Source organism: Streptomyces sp. NPDC053367 (genome assembly GCF_044545925.1).
In the GTDB taxonomy this organism is placed as follows: domain Bacteria; phylum Actinomycetota; class Actinomycetes; order Streptomycetales; family Streptomycetaceae; genus Streptomyces.
This window is the reverse complement of the sequence record NZ_JBITYN010000007.1, coordinates 391,402-412,563: the sequence shown is the minus strand read 5'-3', so window position 1 is coordinate 412,563 and position 21,162 is coordinate 391,402. Positions and strand designations below refer to the sequence as shown.

Sequence of the window (21,162 nt, the reverse complement as noted above, 5' to 3'; positions counted from 1 at the left end):
CCCGGCGGGCCTTCCGTGGTCGCCCGGTCCCGCCCGGCGGCTCTCCCGCGGGTTCTCCTACGCCACCGACTCCGGCAGCGGTCGGGCCGGTGCGGCTCCGTGTGCGGTCGGCTTCGCCTTCACCATGAGGGCTGCGACGAGGCCGGCGCAGAGCATGATGCCCGCGGCCCACCAGATGGCGACGGTGTAGCCGTGGACGACGGCCTGCCGGGCGATGAGGGCGCGGTCGCCGCCGGAGGTGAGGTGGGCGGTGAGGTAGGCGCTGCTGGTGGTGGTGGCGATGGTGTTGAGCAGGGCCGTGCCGATGGAGCCGCCGACCTGCTGGGAGGTGTTGACGGTGGCCGAGGTGACGCCGGAGTCCTGGGGGGCGACGCCCGCGGTGGCGGTGGAGAAGACCGGCATGAAGATCATGCCCATGCCGAGGCCCATGAGGATCAGCGCGGGCAGGATGTGGGTGGCGTAGTCGGAGTCGACCGTCAGCTGCGTGAGGACGACCATGCCGCCCGACGCCAGCAGGGCGCCCGGGGCCATCAGGGCGCGCGGGGCGACGCGCGGCAGCAGGCGGGCCGAGACCTGGGTCGAGCCGACGATGATCGAGGCGGTGAGGGGGAGGAAGGCCAGGCCGGTCCTGACCGGGGAGTACGCCAGGACGACCTGGAGGTAGTAGGTCATGAACAGGAACAGGCCGAACATGCCGATGACGGCGAGCCCGATGGTGAGGAAGCAGCCGGCGCGGTTGCGGTCCTTGACGATGTGCAGGGGCAGCAGCGGCGACGGCGCCCGGGTCTGCCACCACACGAAGGTCGCGAGCAGGACGACGCCCAGCGCGAACAGGGCCAGCACCAGGGGGTCGGTCCAGCCCCGGGGCTGGGCCTCGCTGAAGCCGTAGACGATCGCGACGAGGCCGCCGCAGCCGAGCAGCACGCCGGGCACGTCCAGGCGGGCGCCCGCGTGGCCGGGCCGGTCGTGCAGCAGGGTGAGGGCGCCGACGACGGCGGCGATCGCGATGGGCACGTTGACGTACAGGCACCAGCGCCAGCCCAGGTACTCGGTGAGCAGGCCGCCGAGGATGAACCCGATCGCGGCGCCGCTGCCGGCGAGGGCGCCGTAGATGCCGAAGGCCTTCCCGCGTTCCTTCGGGTCGGTGAAGGTCGTGGTGAGCAGGCTCAGTGCGGACGGGGCGAGGACGGCGGCGAAGACGCCCTGGAGGGCGCGGGCGCCGAACAGCATGCCCGCCGTGGTGGCGGCGCCGCCGAGCGCGGAGGCGCCGGCGAAGCCGATCAGGCCGATGACGAAGGTACGGCGGCGGCCGACGAGGTCGGCGATACGGCCGCCGAGCAGGAGCAGGCCGCCGAAGGCCAGCGTGTAGGCGGTGATGACCCACTGGCGGTTGCCGTCGGACATGTCCAGGGCGCGCTGTGCCGAGGGGAGCGCGATGTTCACGATCGTCGCGTCCAGGACGACCATCAGCTGGGCGAGGGCGATGACCGTCAGGCCCCACCAGCGATGGGGGTCGGCCTCCGCCCTGTCGGCTGTCCGGGTGCCGCTCATTCGGCCAGCAGACCATGGATCGGGGCGGGTCGCATCCGGGGTGCCCCCCGGGTGGGGGCGCGTCGGCTCAGGGCTCCAGGACGACCTTCCCCGTCGTGCCGCGGTTCTCCAGGGCGCGGTGGGCGGCGGCGGCCTCGGCGAGCGGGAAGCGCTGGACGGCCGGGGTGAGGCGGCCCGCGGCGGCCTCGGCGAGGGCGCGCAGTTCGAGCGTGCGGACCGGGTTGGGGCCGCCCGCCCGGCCGAGCATCACCGGGCCGAGAACCTCCTCGGAGACGCCGTCGACGAGATACGCCCGGCCGTCCTTGATGCCCTCCGCGGACCAGCCGAAGACGAGGTGCTTGCCGCCCGGGCCGAGCAGGGCGACGCTCTCGCGGGCGACGTCGCCGCCGACGCCGTCGAGGACGAGGGTGGCGGTACGGCCGCCCAGATGGGCGCGGACCTTGCCGGGCCAGGCCGGGTCCTTGTAGTCGACGGCGAGGTCGGCGCCGTTCTCGCGCACGCGGGCGACCTTGTCCGGGCCGCCGGCGAGGCCGATGACGGTGGCACCGGCGTGCCTGGCGTACTGCACGAGCAGGGTGCCGATGCCGCCGGCCGCCGCGGGGACGATCACCACCGCGCCGGGGCCCAGGTCGGCGAACTGCAGGATGCCCATCGCGGTGCGGCCGGTGCCGATCATGGCGACGGCCTGCGCGAAGTCGAGGTTCTCCGGGATCTCGTGGACGCGCTCGACCTCGGTGACGGCCAGTTCGGCGTAGCCGCCCGGCACGAAGCCCAGGTGGGCGACCACGGGCTTGCCGAGCCACAGGGCGGCGACGCCCTCGCCGAGCGACTCGACGACGCCCGCGACCTCACGGCCGGGGATCGTGGGCAGCTCGGCCGGCACCGGCGCCGGGCCGCCCTGGACGCCCTCGCGCAGGGCGGTGTCGAGGAGGTGCACGCCGGCGGCCCGGACCCGGACGCGGACCTGGCCGGGGCCCGGACGCGGGTCCTCGACCTGCTCGTACGTCAGGTTCTCGGCCGGGCCGAAGGCGTGCAGGCGGATGGCGTGCATGGGATCCCCCCAGGGTCTCGTCGGTGCGACGCGACCCACCCTTCATCCTCAAGCATGCTTGAGGTCAAGGGCGTTCCGGCCGAGCATCAGCGACACCGCGGTCAGCGCGCTGTTGAAGGACACCTCGGACAGCACACCGGGGGCCGCGACCTGGTCTCCGACGAGGTACACGCCGTCGCCGCGGTCCACGGCGGGCCGGTCCCGCCAGCTGGTGCCGGGCAGGTCGACCGCGCCCGTACGGCCCTGGGCGACGGCCTCGCGGCGCCAGGTGACGCGCTCGCGCCAGCCGGGGAAGCCCAGGTCGAGGAGTTCCTCGGCGCGGGCGACGCCCTCCGCGCGCGGGGCGTCCGGCGCGATCGGGATCTGGCCCTGGATCAGCTGCTCGCCGGCCGGGGCGAGGGTGCGGTCCTGCGCGGTGAACCGCTCGATCCAGCCCGGCGCGTCCAGGTCCGACACCGCGAACGCGTCGCCGCGCCGGGTCCGTACGGCCAGATCGACGAGGACGGTACGGCCGCTGGGCCAGGTCAGCGAGTCGTCGCGGAGCAGCCGGCGGGCGGCGTCCAGGGAGGTGGCGACGACGACCGGCGTGTCCGTGGGCAGGGTGTCGACGCGCGACAGGGTCTCCATCCGCACGCCGAGGTTCCAGGCGCGGGCCGCCATCCGGTCGATGACCGTGCCCCAGCCGCCGCGCGGGTAGTGCGCCTCCGGCGGCAGCTTGGTGGCGCGCCGCAGCCGCTCCTGCACGAACGCCGCCGACAGTGAGCCGGGGTCGTGGTGGAACAGCGCGACGGCCGCGTAGTGGGCGGCGGCCCGGGCGCCCTCCTCGCCCGCCTCGCGCGTCGCCCAGGTGAGGAAGTCCACGTCCACGGGCGCCTGCGCGGCGCTGCGGCGCAGCAGCTTGAGCATGGCGAAGGGCGGGGTGCGGCGCAGCACGCCGTGGTGCCGCAGCCGCAGCCGGGCGGCCTCCAGCGGCGGCAGCGGTGCGAGCGGCCCGATCAGGTCGCGCCGCCGCAGCCAGGTCCAGTGCGGACCGCCGTTGTACAGCGCGTGCGGGCCCTCGTTGGTCCGGTACGGGCCGTCGGCGGTACGGGCCCGTCCGCCGAGGGTGTGGTGCGCCTCGTACACGGTGACCCGGGCGCCCGCCTCGGCGGCGGTGATGGCCGCGGTGAGTCCGGCGAAGCCGCCGCCGACGACAGTGATGCGGTGCATGGCTGGGGGTCTCCCTCTGCTGGGGTTCGCCTGTCACTCCTTACGACGACGCGGACCCGGGGAAATGTGACAGGGGAGGCGTTCGTGCTGGTCAGGGGGATTGTCAGTGGCGGGGTGCAGGATGGGGGCATGGCGAGCGGGCGGGTCGGACGGGGTGGACGGGGTGGACGGACGGGTGCTGCGGCGGTGAAGCGGGCGCGGCGGCCGCAGGTGCGGCTGCCCGGGCTCGAGCGATGGCAGGGCGGCGCCCTGGAGCCGGACGGGGACTACGACGGCCTGGAGCTGAAGGAGGCGGACCTCGCGGGACAGGACGGCGCGGGCGCCCGCTTCATGGACTGCGCGCTGACCGGTTGCGTCCTGGACGAGACCCGGCTGCACCACGCCCGCTTCCTCGACTCGGTCCTCGCAGGTGTGCGCGGGGTCGGCACCGACCTGGCCGAGGCGACCCTGCGGGACGTCGAGCTGCTGGACGCCCGCCTGGGCGGCACCCAGTTGCACGGGGCCGCGCTGGAGCGGGTGGTCGTGCGGGGCGGCAAGCTCGACTTCCTCAACTTCCGCGCGGCGCGCCTGAAGGACGTCGTCTTCGACGGCTGCGTGCTGGTCGAGCCGGACTTCGCGGGCGCCCACCTGGAGCGCGTCGAGTTCGTCGGCTGCGCCCTCAAGGAGGCCGACCTCACCTCGGCCACCCTCAAGGACGTCGACCTCCGTGGCGCCGCCCCGCTGGAGATCGCCCGCGGGGTGGACCGGCTCTCGGGTGCGGTGATCAGCCCGGCGCAACTGCTGGACCTGGCCCCGGTGCTGGCGGCGGAGCTGGGGATACGGGTGGAGGGCTGAGGGCGTCAGCTCACGCGGGGGAAGCGGGCCTGGAGGGTCCAGACCGCCGGGTTCTCGCCCAGGTCCTCGTGCAGGTCGACCAGGTCGGCGAGCAGGTCGTGCAGGAAGTCCCGGGCCTCGCGGCGCAGCTCGGTGTGGGAGAAGGTCAGCGGGGCCTCCTCGGCCGGCATCCAGTCGGCCTCGATGTCGACCCAGCCGAACCTCCGCTCGAACAGCATCCGGTCCGTGGACTCGGTGAAGTCCAGCTCGGCGTACTGCGGCCGTGAGGCCCGCGAGCCGGCCGGGTCCTGGTCGATTCGCTCGACGATGTCGCACAGCGCCCACGCGAAGTCGAGCACCGGCACCCATCCCCAGGCTGTGGACAACTCCCGGTCGCTCTCGGTGTCGGCGAGGTAGACGTCCCCGCAGAACAGGTCGTGCCGCAGCGCATGGACGTCCGCCCGCCGGTAGTCCGTCTGCGGCGGGTCGGGAAAGCGGTTGGAGAGGGCGTAACCGATGTCGAGCACGTAGGGATGGTGTCACGACCGGGAGATCGGCGATCCCACGCCGGCGGCCACCGGGGTCCTGCGTCCGGTGCCCTCCGGGATCGTGCACCCGGTGGCCTCCGGGGTCTTAGGCGCCGGGGGGCTTTCGCTCCCGGGCCCGGCGGAGCCCTTGCCCGGCGTTCTCCCGGTCCCGTGGCCGGCGGGCTCTTGGTCCCGTGGCCGGCGTTCTCCTGGTTCCGCGCCCGGCGGGTTCCGAGGCTGAGCGGTCGTTCCATCCCGTGCCCGGCCATTCCGTGCCTGGCCATTCCGTGCCTGGCCATTCCGTGCCCGGGGGGCTCACGCTCCGGCGCCCATAGGATCATGCTCGTGCCCCGATTCGTGCCCCTTGTTCCCGCCGTAGCCGCGCTCTCCCTGTCCCTTTGCCTTGGCCTCGGCGCGTGCGGTGGTGGCGGTGTGCAGGGCACTCCCGGTGGCGCGGGCGTGCGGGATCCGTACTTTCCCAAGGCGGGCAACGGCGGGTACGACGTCACCCATTACGGCCTGGAGCTCGCCTACGAGCCCGACCGGCGCCGGCTCACCGGGACGGCCGTGCTCACGGTCCGGGCCACTCAGGATCTGTCCGCCTTCGACCTGGATCTGAAGGGGCTGGACGTCGCCGCGGTCGAGGTCGGCGGGCGGCAGGCGCGCTGGAACCGGGCCGGGCAGGAGCTGACGGTCCGGCCGGAGGGGGAGCTGCGGGAGGGCGGCAGCTTCCGGGTGACCGTCCGGTACGGCGGCACGCCCGAGACCGTCACCGACCCGGACGGCTCGCGGGAGGGCTGGCTGCCCACCGCCGACGGCGCGCTCGCGCTGGGCCAGCCGGTGGGGTCGATGGCGTGGTTCCCGGGGAACCACCACCCGTCCGACAAGGCGCCCTACGACATCACGGTCACCGTGCCGCGCGGCCTGACGGCGGTGTCCAACGGCGAACTCGTGAGGGAACGCCGGGGAAAGGACCGTACGACGTTCGTGTGGCACACGGGTGAGCCGATGGCGAGCTATCTCGCCACCCTGGCGATCGGCCGCTACGAGGTGAGCCGGACGACGGCCCGGGAGGGGCTGCCGGTGTACACCGCCGTGGACCCGGCGGAGGCGCGGGCGAGCCGGGCGGTGCTGGCCCGGCTGCCGGAGGCGGTGGCGTGGGCGGAGGACACCTTCGGGCCGTACCCGTTCGCTTCGGCCGGCGCGATCGTCGAGCCGGACACGGACGTGGGCTACGCCCTGGAGACGCAGAACCGGCCGGTCTTCCCGGGCGCGCCGGACCTGCCGCTGCTGGTGCACGAGCTGGCCCACCAGTGGTACGGCGACTCGGTCACCCCGCGGACCTGGCGGGACATGTGGCTCAACGAGGGCTTCGCGACGTACGCGGAGTGGCTGTGGGCGGAGGAGCACGGCGGCGACAGCGCGCAGCGCACCTTCGAGGAGCTGTACGCGCACGGCGAGGACACCTACCCGGACCTGTGGGCGTTCCCGCCCGCGCGCCCCGACGGCGCGGCGCAGATCTCCGGCGACCCGGTCTACCAGCGGGGCGCGATGGTGCTGCACAAGCTGCGGCAGCGGCTCGGCGACGACGCGTTCCGCACGCTGCTGCGCGGCTGGGCGGGCGCGCACCGGCACGGCACGGCGGACACGGCCGGGTTCACGGCGTACGTCGAGAAGCAGGCGCCGCGCGAGGACTTCTCGGACATCTGGCGGGAGTGGCTGTACGGCGACGGAAAGCCGGGCCGCCCCTGAGGGACGGCCCGGCCCGTATCACCGTCGGGGGGACGTCAGTTGACGTTGACGCCCTTCCAGGCGGCGGCGACCGCGTTGTACTCGGCGCTGCCCGCGCCGTACAGGTCGCGCGCGGCGTTCAGGGTGCCGACGCGGGCGCCCGCGTAGTCGGTGGTGGAGGTGAAGTAGGTGGTCAGGGCCTTGTACCAGATCTGCTCGGCCTTGGCGCGGCCGATGCCGGTGACCGTGGAGCCGTCGTAGGTGGGGGAGTTGTAGCTGACGCCGTTGACCGTCTTGGCGCCACTGCCCTCGGACAGCAGGTAGAAGAAGTGGTTGGCCGGGCCCGAGGAGTAGTGCACGTCGAGGCGGCCGACACCGGAGGACCAGTAGTCGGCGGAGTTGCCGTCCTTGCTGGGCTTGTCCATGTAGCGCAGCGGGGTGCCGTTGCCGCGGATGTCGATCTTCTCGCCGATCAGGTAGTCGCCCTGGTCGGAGGAGTTGTTCGCGAAGAACTCCACGGAGGTGCCGAAGATGTCGGAGGTGGCCTCGTTCAGGCCGCCGGACTCACGGCGGTAGTTGAGGCCGGCCGTGGACGCCGTCAGGCCGTGGCTCATCTCGTGGCCGGCCACGTCGAGCGAGGTGAGCGGCTTGACGTTGTTCGCGCCGTCGCCGTACGTCATGCAGAAGCACTGGTCGGACCAGAAGGCGTTGTTGTAGGCGTTGCCGTAGTGGACGCGGCTGTAGGCGGCCTTGCCGTCGTTGCGGATGCCGTTGCGGTTGAACGCGGTCTTGTAGTAGTCCCAGGTGACCTGGGCGCCGTAGGCGGCGTCGACGGCGGCGGTCTGCCGGTTGGTCGGCGAGCCGTTGCCCCAGACGTCGTCGGCGTCCTGGAAGAGGGTGCCGGTGCCGGACGTGCCGCCGTTGAGGTCGTACGTCTTGTGGCCGCCGCGCCCGGCGTCGGTGAGGGTGAAGCCGCCGGAGACGGGGGTGGTGCCGAGGGTGACGGTGCCGCTGTACTGGCTGGTGCCGGTACCGGTCTCGATGGCCTCGAAGGAGTGCAGCTGCCTGCCGGTGGCGGCGTCGGTGACGATGTGCAGCTCGCTCGGGGTGCCGTCGTGCTGGAGGCCGTGGACGACGGACTCGTAGGCCAGGACGGGCTTGGCGCCGGCGGCCCAGATCACCTTGCGGGCGGTGGCGGAGGTGCCGTCCCCGGCGGCGGCGAGCGCCGACTTCTTCGCGGCGGTCGCCGATATCGCGGCGTCGGTGGACGCCACGGCTATCCGGGCCTTGGTGGCCTTGGTGACGCCCTTGAGGGCGCCGCCCTTCGCCTCGTGCGTGATCAGGTCGCCGCCGAGGACGGGGAGTCCGGCGTAGGTGCGCTCGTAGCGGGTGTGGACCGTGCCGTCGGCGTCCTTGACGACATCGCGGACGACCAGCTTCTCCTGGGCGCCGAGCCCGAGTTCGCGGGCGGTCGAGGCGGCCCGGTCCTGGGCGGCGGCGATGGCGGTGGCGCGCGCGGAGGCGCTCAGCGGGAGGGCCGCGGAGGTGGAGGCGGGCTCGGGGGCGGCCGCGGTGGCGGCGCCGCTCTGCGTCGCGAGGACGACCATCGCGGCCGAGCCGATCAGGGCGGCGGCGCGCAGGACGGTCGTGCGGGGAGTGCGGGTGGCGTGGGACTGCAGTCTCACTCGGTCTCCTTGGTCACCGGCCTCTGGGGGGAGGCACAGGCTGTGGGCTGCGCCTCATGGGGTGAGGCACAGGTGGGGCACAGATTGCGGCGGCGAGGAGAGAGTGACACCTGCACCGGTCTGTTTGACAGACCGCCGTCAAGACTTTACGTGTTCGTATCCGAAAGCCGTGGTGGGGCCTCCGCTATCCGGACGTAAGTGTGGCCCCAACTCGGCTTTCGTCAGGGGGAGTTGTCATCGGCCCCTGTGTTGGTCCGGTCCAAGTCGTCCAAGTCGTCAAGCAGCCGGGCGAGTTCCGGCGGCCACACCGGCTCGGCCTCCTCGGCCAGTTCCTCGCGGGTCCACCACCGCCAGCTGAGGATGCCGTCCTCGGCGTGCGCGGCGGCGAGGTGGGGGCCGGCGGGTTCACGGCGGGGGCCGTGGGCGACGTAGATGTGCTCGTGCTGGCGGACCGGGCCGACCGCGTGCGTGAAGTCGTGCTCCCAGGTGGTGAGCAGCGGCCCCGGCTCCAGGTCCGTCCAGCCGGTCTCCTCGTGAAGCTCGCGCAGAGCGCCCTCGCGCGGGGACTCGCCGGGCTCCAGGCCGCCGCCGGGCATCGCCCAGTGGACGCCGACCTCGACGTTGTCGTACCGGAACAGGAACACCGCGCCCTGCGGGTCCAGCACCGCGATCCGGGCGGCACGCCGGGGGATGCGCGGCGGCTCGCCCTGCGGTGTGCCCGGGGGTGTGCCCTGCCTGGTGCCCGGAGGTGTGCTCAGCGGTTTGCGCAGCACGGCGCAGGGGCGGCCCCGCTCGCGGTCCGCGCGCCGGTCGATGACCTCATGGCCGAGCGCGGTCCAGAAGGCCAGCGCCGTGGGGTTGTTCTCCAGCACGGCGAGGCGTACGGCATCCCGTCCGGCCGCGCGGAAGCGGTCCTCGACGAGGGCGGCGAGCCGCCTGCCGTGTCCCTGGCGCCGGACAGCGGCGTCGACCATCAGCAGCCCGATCCACGGGTCCGGGTCGGCCGGGTCCGGGTGGTGGGCCAGCGTGACGGCGATACCGACCAGCCGCCCCTGACTGCGTGCCAGCAGCACCTCGGCGTCCGGATGGGCGAGTTCGGCGGCGAGCGCGGCCGCGACCTGCTCCGGTCGGATGTCGTCCGGGTCGGGGAAGTCACCGCTCAGCGCGAAGAACTCGTGCTGGGAGGCGTACAGGGCGGTGAGTTCGGTGAGAAGCGGCCCGGGGATGTCCTGGCCGGGCGGTACGTCCAGCTGCTGGAGGATCATGCCGGGACGCTACCGCGCTGCCCACCCGGTGATGAGGGGCCGGAGGGGAAGGACCCCTGGCCGGAGCCTGGGGTCCTCACACACTGCGTGGCGTCCGTCAGACGTTGACGCCGAAGTCCTGCGCGATGCCCGCCAGGCCCGAGGCGTAGCCCTGGCCGACGGCGCGGAACTTCCACTCGGCGCCGTTGCGGTACAGCTCGCCGAAGACCATGGCCGTCTCCGTCGCCGCGTCCTCCGACAGGTCGTAACGGGCGATCTCGGCGCCGCCGGCCTGGTTGATGATGCGGATGTAGGCGTTGCGGACCTGGCCGAAGTTCTGCGAGCGGTTCTCGGCGTCGTAGATCGAGACCGGGAAGACGATCTTGTCGATGTCGGCCGGGAGGGCCGCCAGGTTGACGTTGATGGCCTCGTCGTCGCCCGCGCCCTCGCCGGTGCGGTTGTCACCGGTGTGGACGATGGTGTTGTCCGGGGTCTGCTTGTTGTTGAAGAAGACGAAGTGGGCGTCGGAGTAGACCTTGCCCTGAGGGTTGACCGCGATGGCGGAGGCGTCGAGGTCGAAGTCCGTGCCGGTGGTGGTGCGGACGTCCCAGCCGAGGCCCACGGTGACGGCGGTCAGGCCCGGAGCTTCCTTGGTGAGCGAGACGTTGCCGCCCTTGGACAGGCTTACAGCCATTGTTGGGAGTCCCTTCCCTCGTTGCGTACGACGAACCTACAGCTACCCCAATGAACGTCCAGAGAGGTGCCATAGGTTCCAGGTGTCTTTACTTTCTTTACCGGGATGCGCCCACTCGGGATATTCGGGTGACGTGGACCGGTCGGAAACGGGAACATGGTCGGCATGTCCGGTCCCCATGTCATCCGTGGCTCCGTCTCGCTGCCCGAGGCCGAGCTGATGTGGCGTTTCTCGCGCTCCTCCGGGCCGGGCGGACAGCACGTCAACACCAGTGACTCACAGGTCGAGCTGCGCTTCGACCTCGCGGCGACGAAGGCACTGCCCGAGGTGTGGAAGCAGCGGGCGCTCGAGCGGCTGTCCGGGCGGCTGGTCGACGGGGTCGTCACCGTGCGCGCGTCCGAGCACCGGTCGCAGTGGCGCAACCGTGAGGCCGCGGCGGTGCGCCTCGCCGCGCTGCTCGCCGAGGCGACCGCGCCGCCGCCCGAGCCGCGACGGCCGACCCGGATACCCCGGGGCATCAACGAGCGGCGGCTGCGGGAGAAGAAGCAGCGGGCCGAGACGAAGCGCGGCCGCACCGGGCGCGACTGGTAGTCCTCCGGCCCACGCCCGCCGGACTCCCCTGGGCGGCTGGTCGGCACGCCGACGGCCCGCCCACCCCCCCCTCGTCCTGAGGTGACGGGAGGGAATCAGCCCAGCTGGCGGTAGCGGCCCCGGAAGTACAGCAGCGGCCCGCCGTCCGCGCTCGGCACGCGCGCGGTCAGCACGCGGCCCACGACCAGGGTGTGGTCTCCGGCCGTCACCCGCTGCTCGGTACGGCACTCCAGCGTGGCGAGGGCGCCGCCGACCAGGGGCGCGCCGGAGGCCTCGCCGCGCGTGTAGGCGATGTCCTCGAAGAGGAGGCGGTCGCTGATGCGGCCCTTCATGGCGAAGCGGCCCGCGATGTGCCGCTGGCTCTCGGCGAGCACGGACACCGCCCACAGCGGCTGCTCGTCGAGCAGGTCGTCCATGCGGGAGCCCTCGCGCAGGCTGACCAGGACCAGCGGCGGGTCCAGCGACACCGACATGAACGCGGTGGCCGTCATGCCGACGTCCTCGCCGCCCGGCGCCGTGGGGTCGTCCGGGTCGAGCGGCGGCTCCTTGGCGGTCACCAGGACCACGCCCGCGGCCAGCCGGGACATGGCGGCGCGGAACTCGTCGTTGCTCACCCCCACAGGATGCCCGGCGGCGGCGGCCGTGACGGGCGGGGACTGGGCGGGGAACGTGACGGGAGGATGGTTCAGCACAGGAGAGACGCTAGTGTGCGCCCCACGGCCCCCGCATCGGACCTCGGTCCGAGACCGGGCCTAGGACCACCGGCCGAGTTACGGTGCGTTCCGGTGCTTCCCGCACATCTCCGCCGGATATGCGCTCAGTAAACACACAGGGAAAACGCAGAAACCTCACGCAATTGTTCACATTTACCTGTGACTTGAGTCACAAGGGGCACTAATTGTTGACCCTGTGTACCGAGTGGGCAGCGCGCTGTGATTCAGTGGCGGGGACGATGCGAACCCTTTATTCGCTGCGAGGTCTCGGGGGGAGGGCGAGCATGGAGACCGAGTCGGAGCCCTACGTCCGTCTGGCGTCCCTGCGGCAGCTGCACCAGGTCATGGCCGACATGAACACCGCGCGCAGCCTCGCCGACACCCTCCAGACGGTGGCCGACGGCGTGGTCAGCGCCCTCGGCTACGAACTGGCCTGCGTCAACCTCGTCCGCCAGGACGGCGACCTCGTCGTTGCCGCGTTCTCCGGCAACCCCGCCGCCGAGGCCCTGATCACCGGCCGGGTCGGCTCCCGCGAGTCCTGGGAGCGGCGGCTGAACATGGGCGAGGCCTGGGGCGACCTGATCTTCATACCCCACACCGAGGGCTGGGTCCTCGACGACGACGACGTCCCGCAGTGGTTCACCGAGGGCCCCGCCCCCCGCTTCGAGGACGAGTGGCACCCCGCCGACCGCCTGTTCGCGCCGATGTACGCGCCCGGCTCGCAGGGCGGCCCGCACGGCGAACTGCTCGGCGTGCTGTCCGTGGACCGCCCGCGCAACGGCCGGCGGCCCGGAGCCTGGGGCCGTGAGGCCCTTCAGATGTACGCCTTCCAGGCCGCCATCGCGATCAGCAACGCCCGGCTGCGGTCCAACATGCAGCGCGCCCTGGTCCGCCTGGAGCGCGAGCAGCAGGCCCTCAGGGCGAGTGAGGAATCCTTCCGGCAGGCGTTCGAGTACGCGCCCTCCGGCATGGCCATCGCCGAGATGGGCGGTGACCAGCACGGCCGCATCCTGCGCACCAACGACGCCCTGTGCCGCCTGCTGGGCCGGCCCGCCGCCGCGATGCGCCGCTACTCCTTCTCCGACCTCGTCCACCCCGAGGACATAGGCACCCTGCTGCGCACCTCGGCGGAGGGCGGCCGGGCCGAGCTGAGGCTGGGCCGCCGCGACGGTACGTACGTGTGGGTGAGCCTGCGCAATTCCGTCGTCGCCGACGCCGCCGACGGGCCCCGCTTCCTGCTCACCCACGTCGAGGACATAGAGGAGCGCAAGCGCCGCGAGCTGCAGCTCGCCCACCGCGCCTCCCACGACTCCCTCACCGGCCTGCCGAACTCCGCCGAACTGCGCGCCCGCCTGTCCGCGCGGCTCTGCCAGCGGCCGCACTCCGGCCACCCGGGCGAGCTGGAGTCCGTCGACGCCGCCTACGGGCACCCCGTCTACGACAGCGGCGGCCACGGCTTCGACTTCCGGCCGGGCACCGACCCGTACGACGCCTACGACCACCATGTGCACACCGTCGCCCCCGAGAGCGAGCACGACGACGGCACCAAGGGGCTCGCGGTGCTCTTCTGCGACCTCGACGGGTTCAAGTCGATCAACGACCGGTTCGGGCACAACGCGGGCGACGCCGTCCTCATCGAGGTCGCCCGCCGCCTGTCCCGGGGCGTGCGCGACGGCGACACCGTCGCCCGGCTCGGCGGCGACGAGTTCGTGATCCTCGCCGACGGCCTCGGCCGCGCCGACGCCCAGGACCTCGCCGTCCGGCTGCGCAACGAGATCATCCAGCCGATCCGGGCCGAGGGCCGCGCCGTGCGCGTCGGCGCCAGCTTCGGCATCGGGTGGGCACACTGCGGGATGACCGCGGACGAAGTGCTCAAGTCCGCCGACGAACGTATGTACGTCGAGAAACGATCTCGTCCCAAACAGCATCGGCGTGCGGGATGATCCCCAGGTCAGAGGGTTGATGCGGTCTGAGTCACCTGTTTGGGGCAGCTGGAGCGGGTAGGCTCGCCACCCTGACATCCGTATCGCATCTGTTCCGCATGTTGAGGAGTACCAAGGGATGACGCCCGGCAACAACGGCGCGAGCACGCCCGAGGACGACGACCCGTTCGGCTACCTGTACGCCGACGGTCAGGCCAACGGCGCCCAGCCGCCCTCCGGCGGCTACGGCTACCCGAACTCCGTGAGCAGAGTGCGGACGGTCGGCGAACGCCAGTACGGCCAGCAGCAGGCCGCCGCCCCCGCCTACGGTCAGCCCATCCCGCAGCAGGGCGCCTACGGCAGGCCGAACCCGCACTACGCGGCCCCCGAGACCCTCCCCGGCGGCGCACCGACCGCTCCCCAGCAGGGGTACGGCAGCGGCGGCGGCCGCGGCCGCGGCCCCAACACCAAGGGCCTGCTGATCGGCGCCCTCGCGGTGGTCGGCGCGGTCGTCATCGGCATCGGCATCGCCATGGTCGGCGGCGACGACGCCAAGGGCGACGACCGGACCCAGACCGGCCCCACCCCGTCCGTCTCCCGGAGCGAGCAGCCGAGCCCGTCGGTCAGCTCCAGCATGGAGGAGGCGATGGAGCCGCTGGAGACCGATGCCAAGGCGCTGCGGCTGTCGCCGGGCGTGGCCACCGCCACCGAGATCCCCGGCGCCAAGTCCGAGGGCGGGGTGTACATCACCGGGCTGAACCAGCCCGGCGCGTCCGTCACCTGGACCGTCGACGGCATCCCCGAGGACGGCAGCTACACCCTCTTCGCCGACTACAGCGCCGCGGGTGAGGACCAGTCGATGACGCTCCTCGTCAACGGCAAGGAGTTCGGCAGCAAGCTGAGCATGAAGAACTACGCCGGTGCCCCCGACGGCGACTTCTCCAAGGGCTGGACCACCACCTACGCCTACCCGACCCTCACCAAGGGCACCAACGTCCTCACCGTCGCCTGCGGCGCCGGCGACAAGTGCAACGTCCTGCTGGACCGGCTCCGGCTGAAGCAGGGCCAGGTCGAGGAATAGCGGTGCAGGGGTCAGGCCGCGCTGACCTCTCCCGTCACCGACACCCCGGCCAGCAGCTTCTCGTAGGCCGGGCGGTCGAACTCGCCCGCCACGGGGGACAGTACGGTCGCGGCGGACAGGGCCGTCGCGCGGGCCAGGCGGGCCGGCCAGGGGAGGTTCTCCACCAGGCCCGACAGCAGGCCCGCCACCGCCGAGTCACCCGCGCCCGTCGGGTTGCCGTGCACACGGGCCGGCGGGGCGGCACGCCAGCGGCCCTCCGGGGTCACCGCCAGAAGGCCCTGTGCGCCGAGCGAGGCCACCACGGACCGTGCCCCGCGTCTGCGGGCGTCCTGGGTGGCCCGCAGCGGCTCGTGGGAGCCGGTCAGTTCGGCCAGTTCGTCGGCATTCGGCTTGATCAGGTCCGGGCGCGCGGCCACGCCCCGGCGCAAGGCTTCGCCGCCGGTGTCCAGGAGTACCGGGACGCCCGCTGCCCGGGCTGTTCGGACGAGGCCGGCGTAGGCGCCCACCGGGACGCCCGGGGGGAGGCTGCCGCAGAGGGCGACCGCTGAGGCCGAGGTGAGGAGGTGTGCGTAGGCCTCCTGGAACGCGGACCACTCCGAGGGGGTGATCAGCGGGCCCGGCTCGTTCAGCTGGGTGGTGTCGCCGGTGGAGGTGTCGACGACCGCGACCGTGCGGCGGCTCGCGCCGGAGACCGGGACGAGCGCGTCGGTCACGCCGGGCGTCGCGGTGAGCTGCTCCTGGATCGCCCGTCCGGTGCCGCCGCCGGCGAACCCGGTGACCGTCACCGGATGGCCCAGCGCCGCGAGGACCCGGGCCACGTTGATCCCCTTGCCGCCGGGCCGCTCGACGACCTCGGAGACACGGTGGGAGGTGTGCGGCCGCAGGGACCGTACGCGATAGGTGATGTCGAGAGCGGTGTTCGGTGTGACCGTGAGGATCACCTGGTCCGACCTCCCCCGATGCGTTCGCCGACCGACTTCTTCCGAAGTCCTGATCATGCCAAAGAGACGGCGACCGGCCCAGCCCCGGGACCGGCCACCGTCTCGTCGACCCGCGGCTGAATCAGCCCAGTTGGGGATCGACCACCCATTCCCCTCGCCGCATGACGCCCTTGACGTCGAAGTCCGCGTCCAGCAGCACCAGATCGGCGTACTTGCCGGGCTCCAGGGAGCCGATGGAGTCGTACAGGCCCAGCAGCCCGGCCGGGGTCGCCGACAGCGCGGCGACCGCGTCCCCGACCGGCAGCCGGTCGACCGTCACCGCCCGCTTGAACGCGCGGTCCAGCGTGAGGGTCGAGCCCGCGATCGAGCCGCCCTCCACCAGCCGGGCCACCCCGTCCGCGACCTCGACCTCCAGCGGGCCCAGCATGTAGCGGCCGTCGCCGATGCCGGCCGCGTCCATCGCGTCCGTGATGAACGCGACCCGGCCCGCGCCCTTGTGGCGGAACGCCAGCTCCAGCGCCGCCGGATGCAGATGCGTGCCGTCGTTGATCAGCTCGACCGTGACCCGCTCGTCCTCCAGCAGCGCCGCGATCGGGCCCGGCGCCCGGTGGCCGAGCGGGGGCATCGCGTTGAACAGGTGTGTGGCGACCGTCGCGCCCGCGTCGATCGCCTCGACCGTCTGCTCGTACGTCGCGTCCGTGTGGCCGACCGCCGCGATCACGCCGTGCTCGGCGAGGAGCCGTACGGAGTCGATGCCGCCCGGCAGTTCCGTGGCCAGGGTGACCATCCTGGCGTGGCCGCGCGCCGCGTCGATCAGCTTGCGCACCTCCGCCGGCTCGGGGTCGCGCAGCAGCGCCTCGGAGTGGGCGCCCTTGCGGCAGGGGGAGATGAACGGGCCCTCGAAGTGGATGCCCGCGAGGTCGCCCTGCTCGGCCAGCTCGCTGAGCAGGCCGGCCTGGCGGACCAGGAGGTCCATCTCGTCGGTGACCGTGGAGGCGACGAGGGTCGTCGTGCCGTGCAGGCGATGGGTGTGGATGCCCCTGAGGACGTCCTCGACCGTGCCGGAGGAGAAGGATGCCCCGCCTCCGCCGTGGTTGTGGAGGTCGACGAAGCCGGGCACCAGCCAGTGGCCCGAGACGTCGAGGGTCCTGGCGTTCTCGGGGGCCTCGGCGGAGATGCGGGTGCCGTCGACGGTGAGCCGGCCGTTCTCGGCCGTGCCGGCGGGGAGGACCACGTTGGCTCCGGTCAGGACCAGCGGGGTCCCGTCCGTCGCGGGCCGCGGGTGCGTCGAGGCTTCTCGCGCAGTTCCCCGCGCCCCTCGGGGCGATGCCGTCACGTCGGTTCCTCCATACGGTCCGAGTGGTTGAGGAGATCCCAGGCCAGGAGGCCTGCGCCCAGGCAGCCCGCGGTGTCGCCCAGGGCGGCGGGGACGATCGTCGGCAGCTTCTGGAAGGTGACGCGGCGCCGGACCGCGTCCCGCAGCGGTGAGAACAAGGTTTCCCCCGCCTCGGCGAGCCCGCCACCGATGATCAGGGTGCGGGGGTCCAGCAGGGTGAGCGCGGTGACCAGGCCGTCGGCGAGGGCGCCGACCGCCTCACCCCACACCCGTACGGCGTTCGGGTCGCCGGACGCGACGGCCCGCGCGCAGTCGGCGGCGTCCGCCCCGGGGCCCCCGCCGGCGGCGGCCCACGCCTCGCTCACCGCCGACGCGGACGCGTACCGCTCCAGACAGCCGCGCTGACCACAGGGGCAGGGTGCTCCGTCGTGCCGTACGACGATGTGGCCGATCTCGCCCGCGAAGCCGTGCGCGCCCGCCTCCACCCGGCCGTCGATGCCGATCGCGCCCGCGATGCCGGTGCCGAGGGGCACGAAGAGGAAGCGGTCGGCTCCGCGGCCCGCGCCGATCCTGCCCTCGGCGAGGCCGCCGGTGCGGACGTCGTGGCCGAGGGCGACGGGGATGCCGCCGAGGCGCTTGGTCATCAGCTCGCGCAGCGGGACGTCCCGCCAGCCGAGGTTCGCGGCGTACGCGGCGACGCCGTTCTTGTCGTCGACGATGCCCGGTACGGCCACGCCCGCCGCGCTCGCCGGCTCGCCGAAGTGCTTCTCGCCGTACGCGTGCAGCTCGGCGGCGAAGTCGAGGATGCCGTCGACGACCGCGTCCGGGCCGCGCTCGCGCCCGGTCGGCCGGCGGGCCCGGTGCAGCAGCTCGCCGTTCGCCCCGGCCAGGGCGGCCTTCATCCCGGTGCCGCCCACATCGAGGGCGATGACATGTCTCACGGGGGACAGTGTGGCCCGAGGACCCACAAGAGGTCTAGTCCACTTGCGTGGTGTAGACCTTAATTCGGATAGCGGACGCTCGACAGGTGTTCGACGGAAACTCACGCAGGGTTGGGGCTCGGTTCGTGCAGCGGCGTAGGACAGGGATGGTCGCGGCGGTCGCCGCGCTGGGGATGACGGCGGTGCTCGGGGGCTGCGGCGTCGGGGGCGGATCCGGCGACGACGTCACGCTGAAGCTGGTCGCCGCCGACTACGGCGACAGCTCGGCCAACAGCTCCGAGAAGTACTGGGACAAGCTGGTCGCCGAGTACGAGGCCGACCACCCCGGCGTGCGCATCGACGTCTCCGTCTACTCGTGGAACGACGTCGACCGCAAGGTCAAGGAGATGGTCGACGCGGGCGACGCGCCCGACATGGCGCAGATCGGCGCGTACGCCGACTACGCCGCCGACGGGCAGCTGTACACCGCCGACGACCTGCTCTCCATCACCACCCAGGCCGACTTCGCCGGGCAGCTCGCCGACGCCGGGAAGGTCGACGGGGAGCAGTTCGGCATGCCGTTCGCGGCCTCCACGCGCCTGCTCTTCTACAACAAGTCCCTCTTCGCCGAGGCCGGCCTCACCCCGCCCACCACCTGGGCCGAGCTCGCCGCCGACGCCGAGGCGCTGAAGGAGGAGGGCGTCAGCTGTCCGTACGCCCTGCCGCTCGGGCCCGAGGAGGCACAGGCCGAGACCATGCAGTGGCTGCTCAGCGGCGGGGGCGGCTACACCGACACGCTGGGCACCTACGGCATCGACTCCGCCGAGAACGTCGAGACCTTCACCTGGCTGCGCGACCAGCTGGTCGGCAAGGGCCTGACCGGGCCGGTCCCGCCCGCCAAGCTGAACCGGGCCGACGCCTTCGCGGCGTTCGCCTCCGGCGAGGTCGGCATGCTCAACGGGCATCCCTCGCTGATGAAGATGGCCGCGAAGAAGGGCGTGAAGTTCGGCATGGTGCCGATGCCCGGGCGGGACGGGGAGACCGAGTCCACGATGGGCGTCGCCGACTGGATGCTGGCGTTCAAGAAGAACGGCCACCGGGACCAGATCGGGGACTTCCTCGACTTCGTGTACAGCGAGAAGAACGTGCTCGCGTTCTCCCGTGAGTACGACCTGCTGCCCGTGACCAACTCGGCCTCCGCCGTCATGTCCGCCGCCGCGGAGGACCGGGAGCTCAAGCCGTTCCTCGACGAGCTGGGGCTCGCCGAGTTCTATCCCGTGGGCAAGACGTCGTGGGCCTCGGTGAGCGCCGAGGTGAAGTCCGGCATCGGCAAGGCCGTCGCTCCCGGGGGGAGCCCGTCGGCCGTGCTGGGGAAGCTGGAGGCGTTCGCCACGCAGGCCGACGCGGAGGCTGCCGCGGAGGGGTGAGCCGGTGCTCTTGCGGTTGCGGTTGCGGTTGCGGTTGAGGGGGGGGCGGGGACCGGGCCGTGCCCGTTTGTCGGTGGCCGGGGTTAGTGTGCTGGGCATGGACGGTGACGGTGACGGTGACGGGCTCGGGCGGCGGGAGCGGGACATCCTTGCGCTGGAGCGGCGGGGGTTCGCCGGGCCCGGCGCGAAGGAGCGGGCCGTCCGGGAGGAGCTGGGGCTGGCGCCCGTGCGCTACTACCAGCTGCTGAACGCCCTGCTGGACGATCCGCGGGCCCTCGCCCACGACCCCGTGACCGTCAATCGGCTGCGGCGGGTGCGGGAGGCCCGGCGGGCGGAGCGGTGAGGTTGCCGCGCGTGCGGTGGGCCTTCCGTGGATAGGGTCGTTGTATGGGCAGCCATGAGCATGATGCGAGTGACGGAGGGCCGGCAGGCGTGGGTGCTCTGCCGGAGCCGGTGACCGAGGCCGGACGCGTCGGACTCGACGCGCTACTCGCCCGGCCGGGCAAGGCGGTGATCGCCCTCGACTTCGACGGCACGCTCGCCCCGATCGTGCCGGACCCCGACCAGGCGCGGGCGCACCCCGACGCGGTGCCCGCGCTGGCGCGGATCGCGCCGCGGGTGGCGTCCGTCGCGGTGATCACCGGGCGGCCGGCGGGGGTGGCGGTGCGGTACGGGGGGTTCGCGGGGGTGGCCGGGCTCGAGCACCTCGTCGTGCTCGGGCACTACGGGGCCGAGCGGTGGGACGCGGCGAGCGGCGGTGTGAGTGCGCCCGCGCCGCATCCGGGCGTTGCCGCGGTGCGGGCCGAGCTGCCCGGGGTGCTCGACGGGGTCGGGGCGTGGCAGGGCACATGGGTGGAGGAGAAGGGGCGCGCCGTCGCGGTCCACACGCGGCGGGCGGAGGATCCGCAGGCGGCGTTCGAGGCGTTGCGGGAGCCGCTGGGGGCGCTGGCCGCGCGTCATGGGCTGATCGTCGAGCCCGGGCGCATGGTGCTGGAGCTGCGGCCGCCGGGGGTGGACAAGGGGGTCGCGCTGGAGGAGTGGGTGCGGTCGGTGGGTGCCGAGTGCGTGGTGTACGCCGGGGACGACCTCGGGGACCTGCCCGCGTTCGCCGCCGTCGACAAGCTCCGCTCGGACGGTGTGGCCGGGCTGCTGGTGTGCAGCGGCAGCGACGAGGTCGCCGAGCTGCGGGAGCGCGCCGATGTCGTGGTCGACGGGCCTGCGGGCGTCGTCGGCCTGCTGACCGCCCTCGCGTCCCGCCTGACCTGAGCGCCGGATGCCCGCGGCGGCCCGCGCGGCTCCGGTGGGGGTTGCTGCAGCGCGCCGGGTTCGGTGGGTGGGCCGGGGCCGGGCCGGGGGGTTGTCCGTCCTCGGTCCGGCGATCTGGTCGGCCGAGGGGTCCAACCGGGTTTCCGCCGGCCGCTGCGGGCGGACAACCCCCCGTCCCGTCCCCTTCCCGCCGTACGCGGCTGACCGCCGATCCCACCTTCCGTGGTTTGTACGCACCTGCCGGCAGCTCCCCAGGGGGCGCGGGGAACTGCGCGACCGGCCGTGGACGGGCCCGCATTCGCGTACGGCGGGGCGGGCCTGGTCGGGTGGGCGGTTTCTCAGGGGCGCGGGGAACTGCGCGACCGGCCGTGGACGGGCCCGCACTAGCGTACGGCGGGACGGGCCTGGTCGGGTGGGCGGTTTCTCAGGGGCGCGGGGAACTGCGCGACCGACCACGGAC

19 protein-coding genes are annotated in these 21,162 nt (G+C 73.1%); 8 read left to right on the top strand and 11 right to left on the bottom strand.

Going from position 1 to position 21,162, the window contains the following annotated elements; all coding sequences use genetic code 11:
- Nucleotides 1-57 precede the first annotated feature (57 nt).
- The 3 genes from ACIGXJ_RS21860 to ACIGXJ_RS21850 all read right to left on the bottom strand — a co-directional run bounded on the left by ACIGXJ_RS21860 (nucleotide 58) and on the right by ACIGXJ_RS21850 (nucleotide 3,811).
- Nucleotides 58-1,551, bottom strand: a complete 1,494-nt coding sequence (locus ACIGXJ_RS21860) for an MFS transporter (protein ID WP_399647836.1) — start codon at nucleotides 1,549-1,551, stop codon at nucleotides 58-60.
- A gap of 67 nt (nucleotides 1,552-1,618) precedes the next feature.
- The gene (locus ACIGXJ_RS21855; protein WP_399647834.1) at nucleotides 1,619-2,602 is read right to left on the bottom strand and encodes a zinc-binding dehydrogenase; all 984 of its coding nucleotides are present in this window, start codon (nucleotides 2,600-2,602) and stop codon (nucleotides 1,619-1,621) included.
- 48 nt (nucleotides 2,603-2,650) lie between these two features.
- Nucleotides 2,651-3,811, bottom strand: a complete 1,161-nt coding sequence (locus ACIGXJ_RS21850) for an NAD(P)-binding protein (protein WP_399647832.1) — start codon at nucleotides 3,809-3,811, stop codon at nucleotides 2,651-2,653.
- A gap of 129 nt (nucleotides 3,812-3,940) precedes the next feature.
- Between ACIGXJ_RS21850 and ACIGXJ_RS21845 the strand changes: the two genes are divergently transcribed.
- Entirely contained in the window at nucleotides 3,941-4,645 is a 705-nt protein-coding gene (locus tag ACIGXJ_RS21845; RefSeq protein WP_399647829.1) for a pentapeptide repeat-containing protein, read from the top strand.
- Nucleotides 4,646-4,650: 5 nt separating this feature from the next.
- Here ACIGXJ_RS21845 and ACIGXJ_RS21840 read toward each other — a convergent pair whose 3' ends face one another.
- Entirely contained in the window at nucleotides 4,651-5,151 is a 501-nt protein-coding gene (locus tag ACIGXJ_RS21840) for a hypothetical protein (RefSeq protein ID WP_399647826.1), read from the bottom strand.
- 345 nt (nucleotides 5,152-5,496) lie between these two features.
- Between ACIGXJ_RS21840 and ACIGXJ_RS21835 the strand changes: the two genes are divergently transcribed.
- Nucleotides 5,497-6,903, top strand: a complete 1,407-nt coding sequence (locus tag ACIGXJ_RS21835; protein WP_399647823.1) for a M1 family metallopeptidase — start codon at nucleotides 5,497-5,499, stop codon at nucleotides 6,901-6,903.
- A gap of 35 nt (nucleotides 6,904-6,938) precedes the next feature.
- On the opposite strand, the gene ACIGXJ_RS21830 is transcribed toward ACIGXJ_RS21835, so the two are convergent.
- From ACIGXJ_RS21830 to ACIGXJ_RS21820, 3 genes are all read right to left on the bottom strand, one after another.
- A complete protein-coding gene (locus ACIGXJ_RS21830; RefSeq protein WP_399648113.1) occupies nucleotides 6,939-8,489 on the bottom strand; it encodes a M4 family metallopeptidase in 1,551 nt (516 codons plus the stop codon).
- Nucleotides 8,490-8,788: 299 nt separating this feature from the next.
- Entirely contained in the window at nucleotides 8,789-9,832 is a 1,044-nt protein-coding gene (locus tag ACIGXJ_RS21825) for a GNAT family N-acetyltransferase (RefSeq protein ID WP_399647821.1), read from the bottom strand.
- Between the two features lie 97 nt (nucleotides 9,833-9,929).
- Nucleotides 9,930-10,505, bottom strand: coding sequence for a TerD family protein (locus ACIGXJ_RS21820; protein ID WP_399647819.1), 576 nt, complete (start codon nucleotides 10,503-10,505; stop codon nucleotides 9,930-9,932).
- A 156-nt stretch (nucleotides 10,506-10,661) separates the two neighbouring features.
- Between ACIGXJ_RS21820 and arfB the strand changes: the two genes are divergently transcribed.
- Nucleotides 10,662-11,096, top strand: a complete 435-nt coding sequence (arfB, locus tag ACIGXJ_RS21815; protein ID WP_399647817.1) for an alternative ribosome rescue aminoacyl-tRNA hydrolase ArfB — start codon at nucleotides 10,662-10,664, stop codon at nucleotides 11,094-11,096.
- 95 nt (nucleotides 11,097-11,191) lie between these two features.
- Here the strand turns inward: arfB and ACIGXJ_RS21810 are convergent, their stop codons facing one another.
- Nucleotides 11,192-11,710 (bottom strand): flavin reductase family protein, encoded by a 519-nt coding sequence (locus tag ACIGXJ_RS21810; RefSeq protein WP_399648110.1) that lies wholly within the window; start codon nucleotides 11,708-11,710, stop codon nucleotides 11,192-11,194.
- A gap of 383 nt (nucleotides 11,711-12,093) precedes the next feature.
- On the opposite strand from ACIGXJ_RS21810, the gene cdgB reads away from it, so the two are divergent.
- Entirely contained in the window at nucleotides 12,094-13,752 is a 1,659-nt protein-coding gene (cdgB, locus tag ACIGXJ_RS21805) for a diguanylate cyclase CdgB (protein WP_399647815.1), read from the top strand.
- 118 nt (nucleotides 13,753-13,870) lie between these two features.
- A complete protein-coding gene (locus ACIGXJ_RS21800) occupies nucleotides 13,871-14,812 on the top strand; it encodes a carbohydrate-binding protein (RefSeq protein ID WP_399647813.1) in 942 nt (313 codons plus the stop codon).
- Nucleotides 14,813-14,823: 11 nt separating this feature from the next.
- On the opposite strand, the gene ACIGXJ_RS21795 is transcribed toward ACIGXJ_RS21800, so the two are convergent.
- The 3 genes from ACIGXJ_RS21795 to ACIGXJ_RS21785 all read right to left on the bottom strand — a co-directional run bounded on the left by ACIGXJ_RS21795 (nucleotide 14,824) and on the right by ACIGXJ_RS21785 (nucleotide 18,030).
- A complete protein-coding gene (locus tag ACIGXJ_RS21795) occupies nucleotides 14,824-15,753 on the bottom strand; it encodes a 1-phosphofructokinase family hexose kinase (protein WP_399647810.1) in 930 nt (309 codons plus the stop codon).
- Nucleotides 15,754-15,874: 121 nt separating this feature from the next.
- Nucleotides 15,875-17,008, bottom strand: coding sequence for an N-acetylglucosamine-6-phosphate deacetylase (gene nagA, locus ACIGXJ_RS21790; protein WP_399648107.1), 1,134 nt, complete (start codon nucleotides 17,006-17,008; stop codon nucleotides 15,875-15,877).
- 77 nt (nucleotides 17,009-17,085) lie between these two features.
- On the bottom strand, nucleotides 17,086-18,030 hold the full coding sequence (locus ACIGXJ_RS21785; RefSeq protein WP_399647807.1) for an ROK family protein: 945 nt from the start codon (nucleotides 18,028-18,030) through the stop codon (nucleotides 17,086-17,088).
- Nucleotides 18,031-18,176: 146 nt separating this feature from the next.
- On the opposite strand from ACIGXJ_RS21785, the gene ACIGXJ_RS21780 reads away from it, so the two are divergent.
- The 3 genes from ACIGXJ_RS21780 to otsB all read left to right on the top strand — a co-directional run bounded on the left by ACIGXJ_RS21780 (nucleotide 18,177) and on the right by otsB (nucleotide 20,702).
- Entirely contained in the window at nucleotides 18,177-19,436 is a 1,260-nt protein-coding gene (locus ACIGXJ_RS21780; protein WP_399647804.1) for an extracellular solute-binding protein, read from the top strand.
- 97 nt (nucleotides 19,437-19,533) lie between these two features.
- The gene (locus ACIGXJ_RS21775) at nucleotides 19,534-19,779 is read left to right on the top strand and encodes a DUF3263 domain-containing protein (protein ID WP_399647802.1); all 246 of its coding nucleotides are present in this window, start codon (nucleotides 19,534-19,536) and stop codon (nucleotides 19,777-19,779) included.
- Between the two features lie 44 nt (nucleotides 19,780-19,823).
- Nucleotides 19,824-20,702 (top strand): trehalose-phosphatase, encoded by an 879-nt coding sequence (gene otsB / locus ACIGXJ_RS21770; RefSeq protein WP_399647800.1) that lies wholly within the window; start codon nucleotides 19,824-19,826, stop codon nucleotides 20,700-20,702.
- Nucleotides 20,703-21,162: the final 460 nt, after the last annotated feature.

Excerpts from the sequence above, each read along its gene's own strand:
- ACIGXJ_RS21860 (WP_399647836.1), bottom strand. The coding sequence starts at position 1,551 with ATGAGCGGCACCCGGACAGCCGACAGGGCGGAGGCCGACCCCCATCGC.
- ACIGXJ_RS21855 (WP_399647834.1), bottom strand. The coding sequence starts at position 2,602 with ATGCACGCCATCCGCCTGCACGCCTTCGGCCCGGCCGAGAACCTGACG.
- ACIGXJ_RS21850 (WP_399647832.1), bottom strand. The coding sequence starts at position 3,811 with ATGCACCGCATCACTGTCGTCGGCGGCGGCTTCGCCGGACTCACCGCG.
- ACIGXJ_RS21845 (WP_399647829.1), top strand. The coding sequence starts at position 3,941 with ATGGCGAGCGGGCGGGTCGGACGGGGTGGACGGGGTGGACGGACGGGT.
- ACIGXJ_RS21830 (WP_399648113.1), bottom strand. The coding sequence starts at position 8,489 with ATGGTCGTCCTCGCGACGCAGAGCGGCGCCGCCACCGCGGCCGCCCCC.
- ACIGXJ_RS21825 (WP_399647821.1), bottom strand. The coding sequence starts at position 9,832 with ATGATCCTCCAGCAGCTGGACGTACCGCCCGGCCAGGACATCCCCGGG.
- ACIGXJ_RS21820 (WP_399647819.1), bottom strand. The coding sequence starts at position 10,505 with ATGGCTGTAAGCCTGTCCAAGGGCGGCAACGTCTCGCTCACCAAGGAA.
- arfB (WP_399647817.1), top strand. The coding sequence starts at position 10,662 with ATGGTCGGCATGTCCGGTCCCCATGTCATCCGTGGCTCCGTCTCGCTG.
- cdgB (WP_399647815.1), top strand. The coding sequence starts at position 12,094 with ATGGAGACCGAGTCGGAGCCCTACGTCCGTCTGGCGTCCCTGCGGCAG.
- ACIGXJ_RS21800 (WP_399647813.1), top strand. The coding sequence starts at position 13,871 with ATGACGCCCGGCAACAACGGCGCGAGCACGCCCGAGGACGACGACCCG.
- ACIGXJ_RS21780 (WP_399647804.1), top strand. The coding sequence starts at position 18,177 with ATGGTCGCGGCGGTCGCCGCGCTGGGGATGACGGCGGTGCTCGGGGGC.
- ACIGXJ_RS21775 (WP_399647802.1), top strand. The coding sequence starts at position 19,534 with ATGGACGGTGACGGTGACGGTGACGGGCTCGGGCGGCGGGAGCGGGAC.
- otsB (WP_399647800.1), top strand. The coding sequence starts at position 19,824 with ATGGGCAGCCATGAGCATGATGCGAGTGACGGAGGGCCGGCAGGCGTG.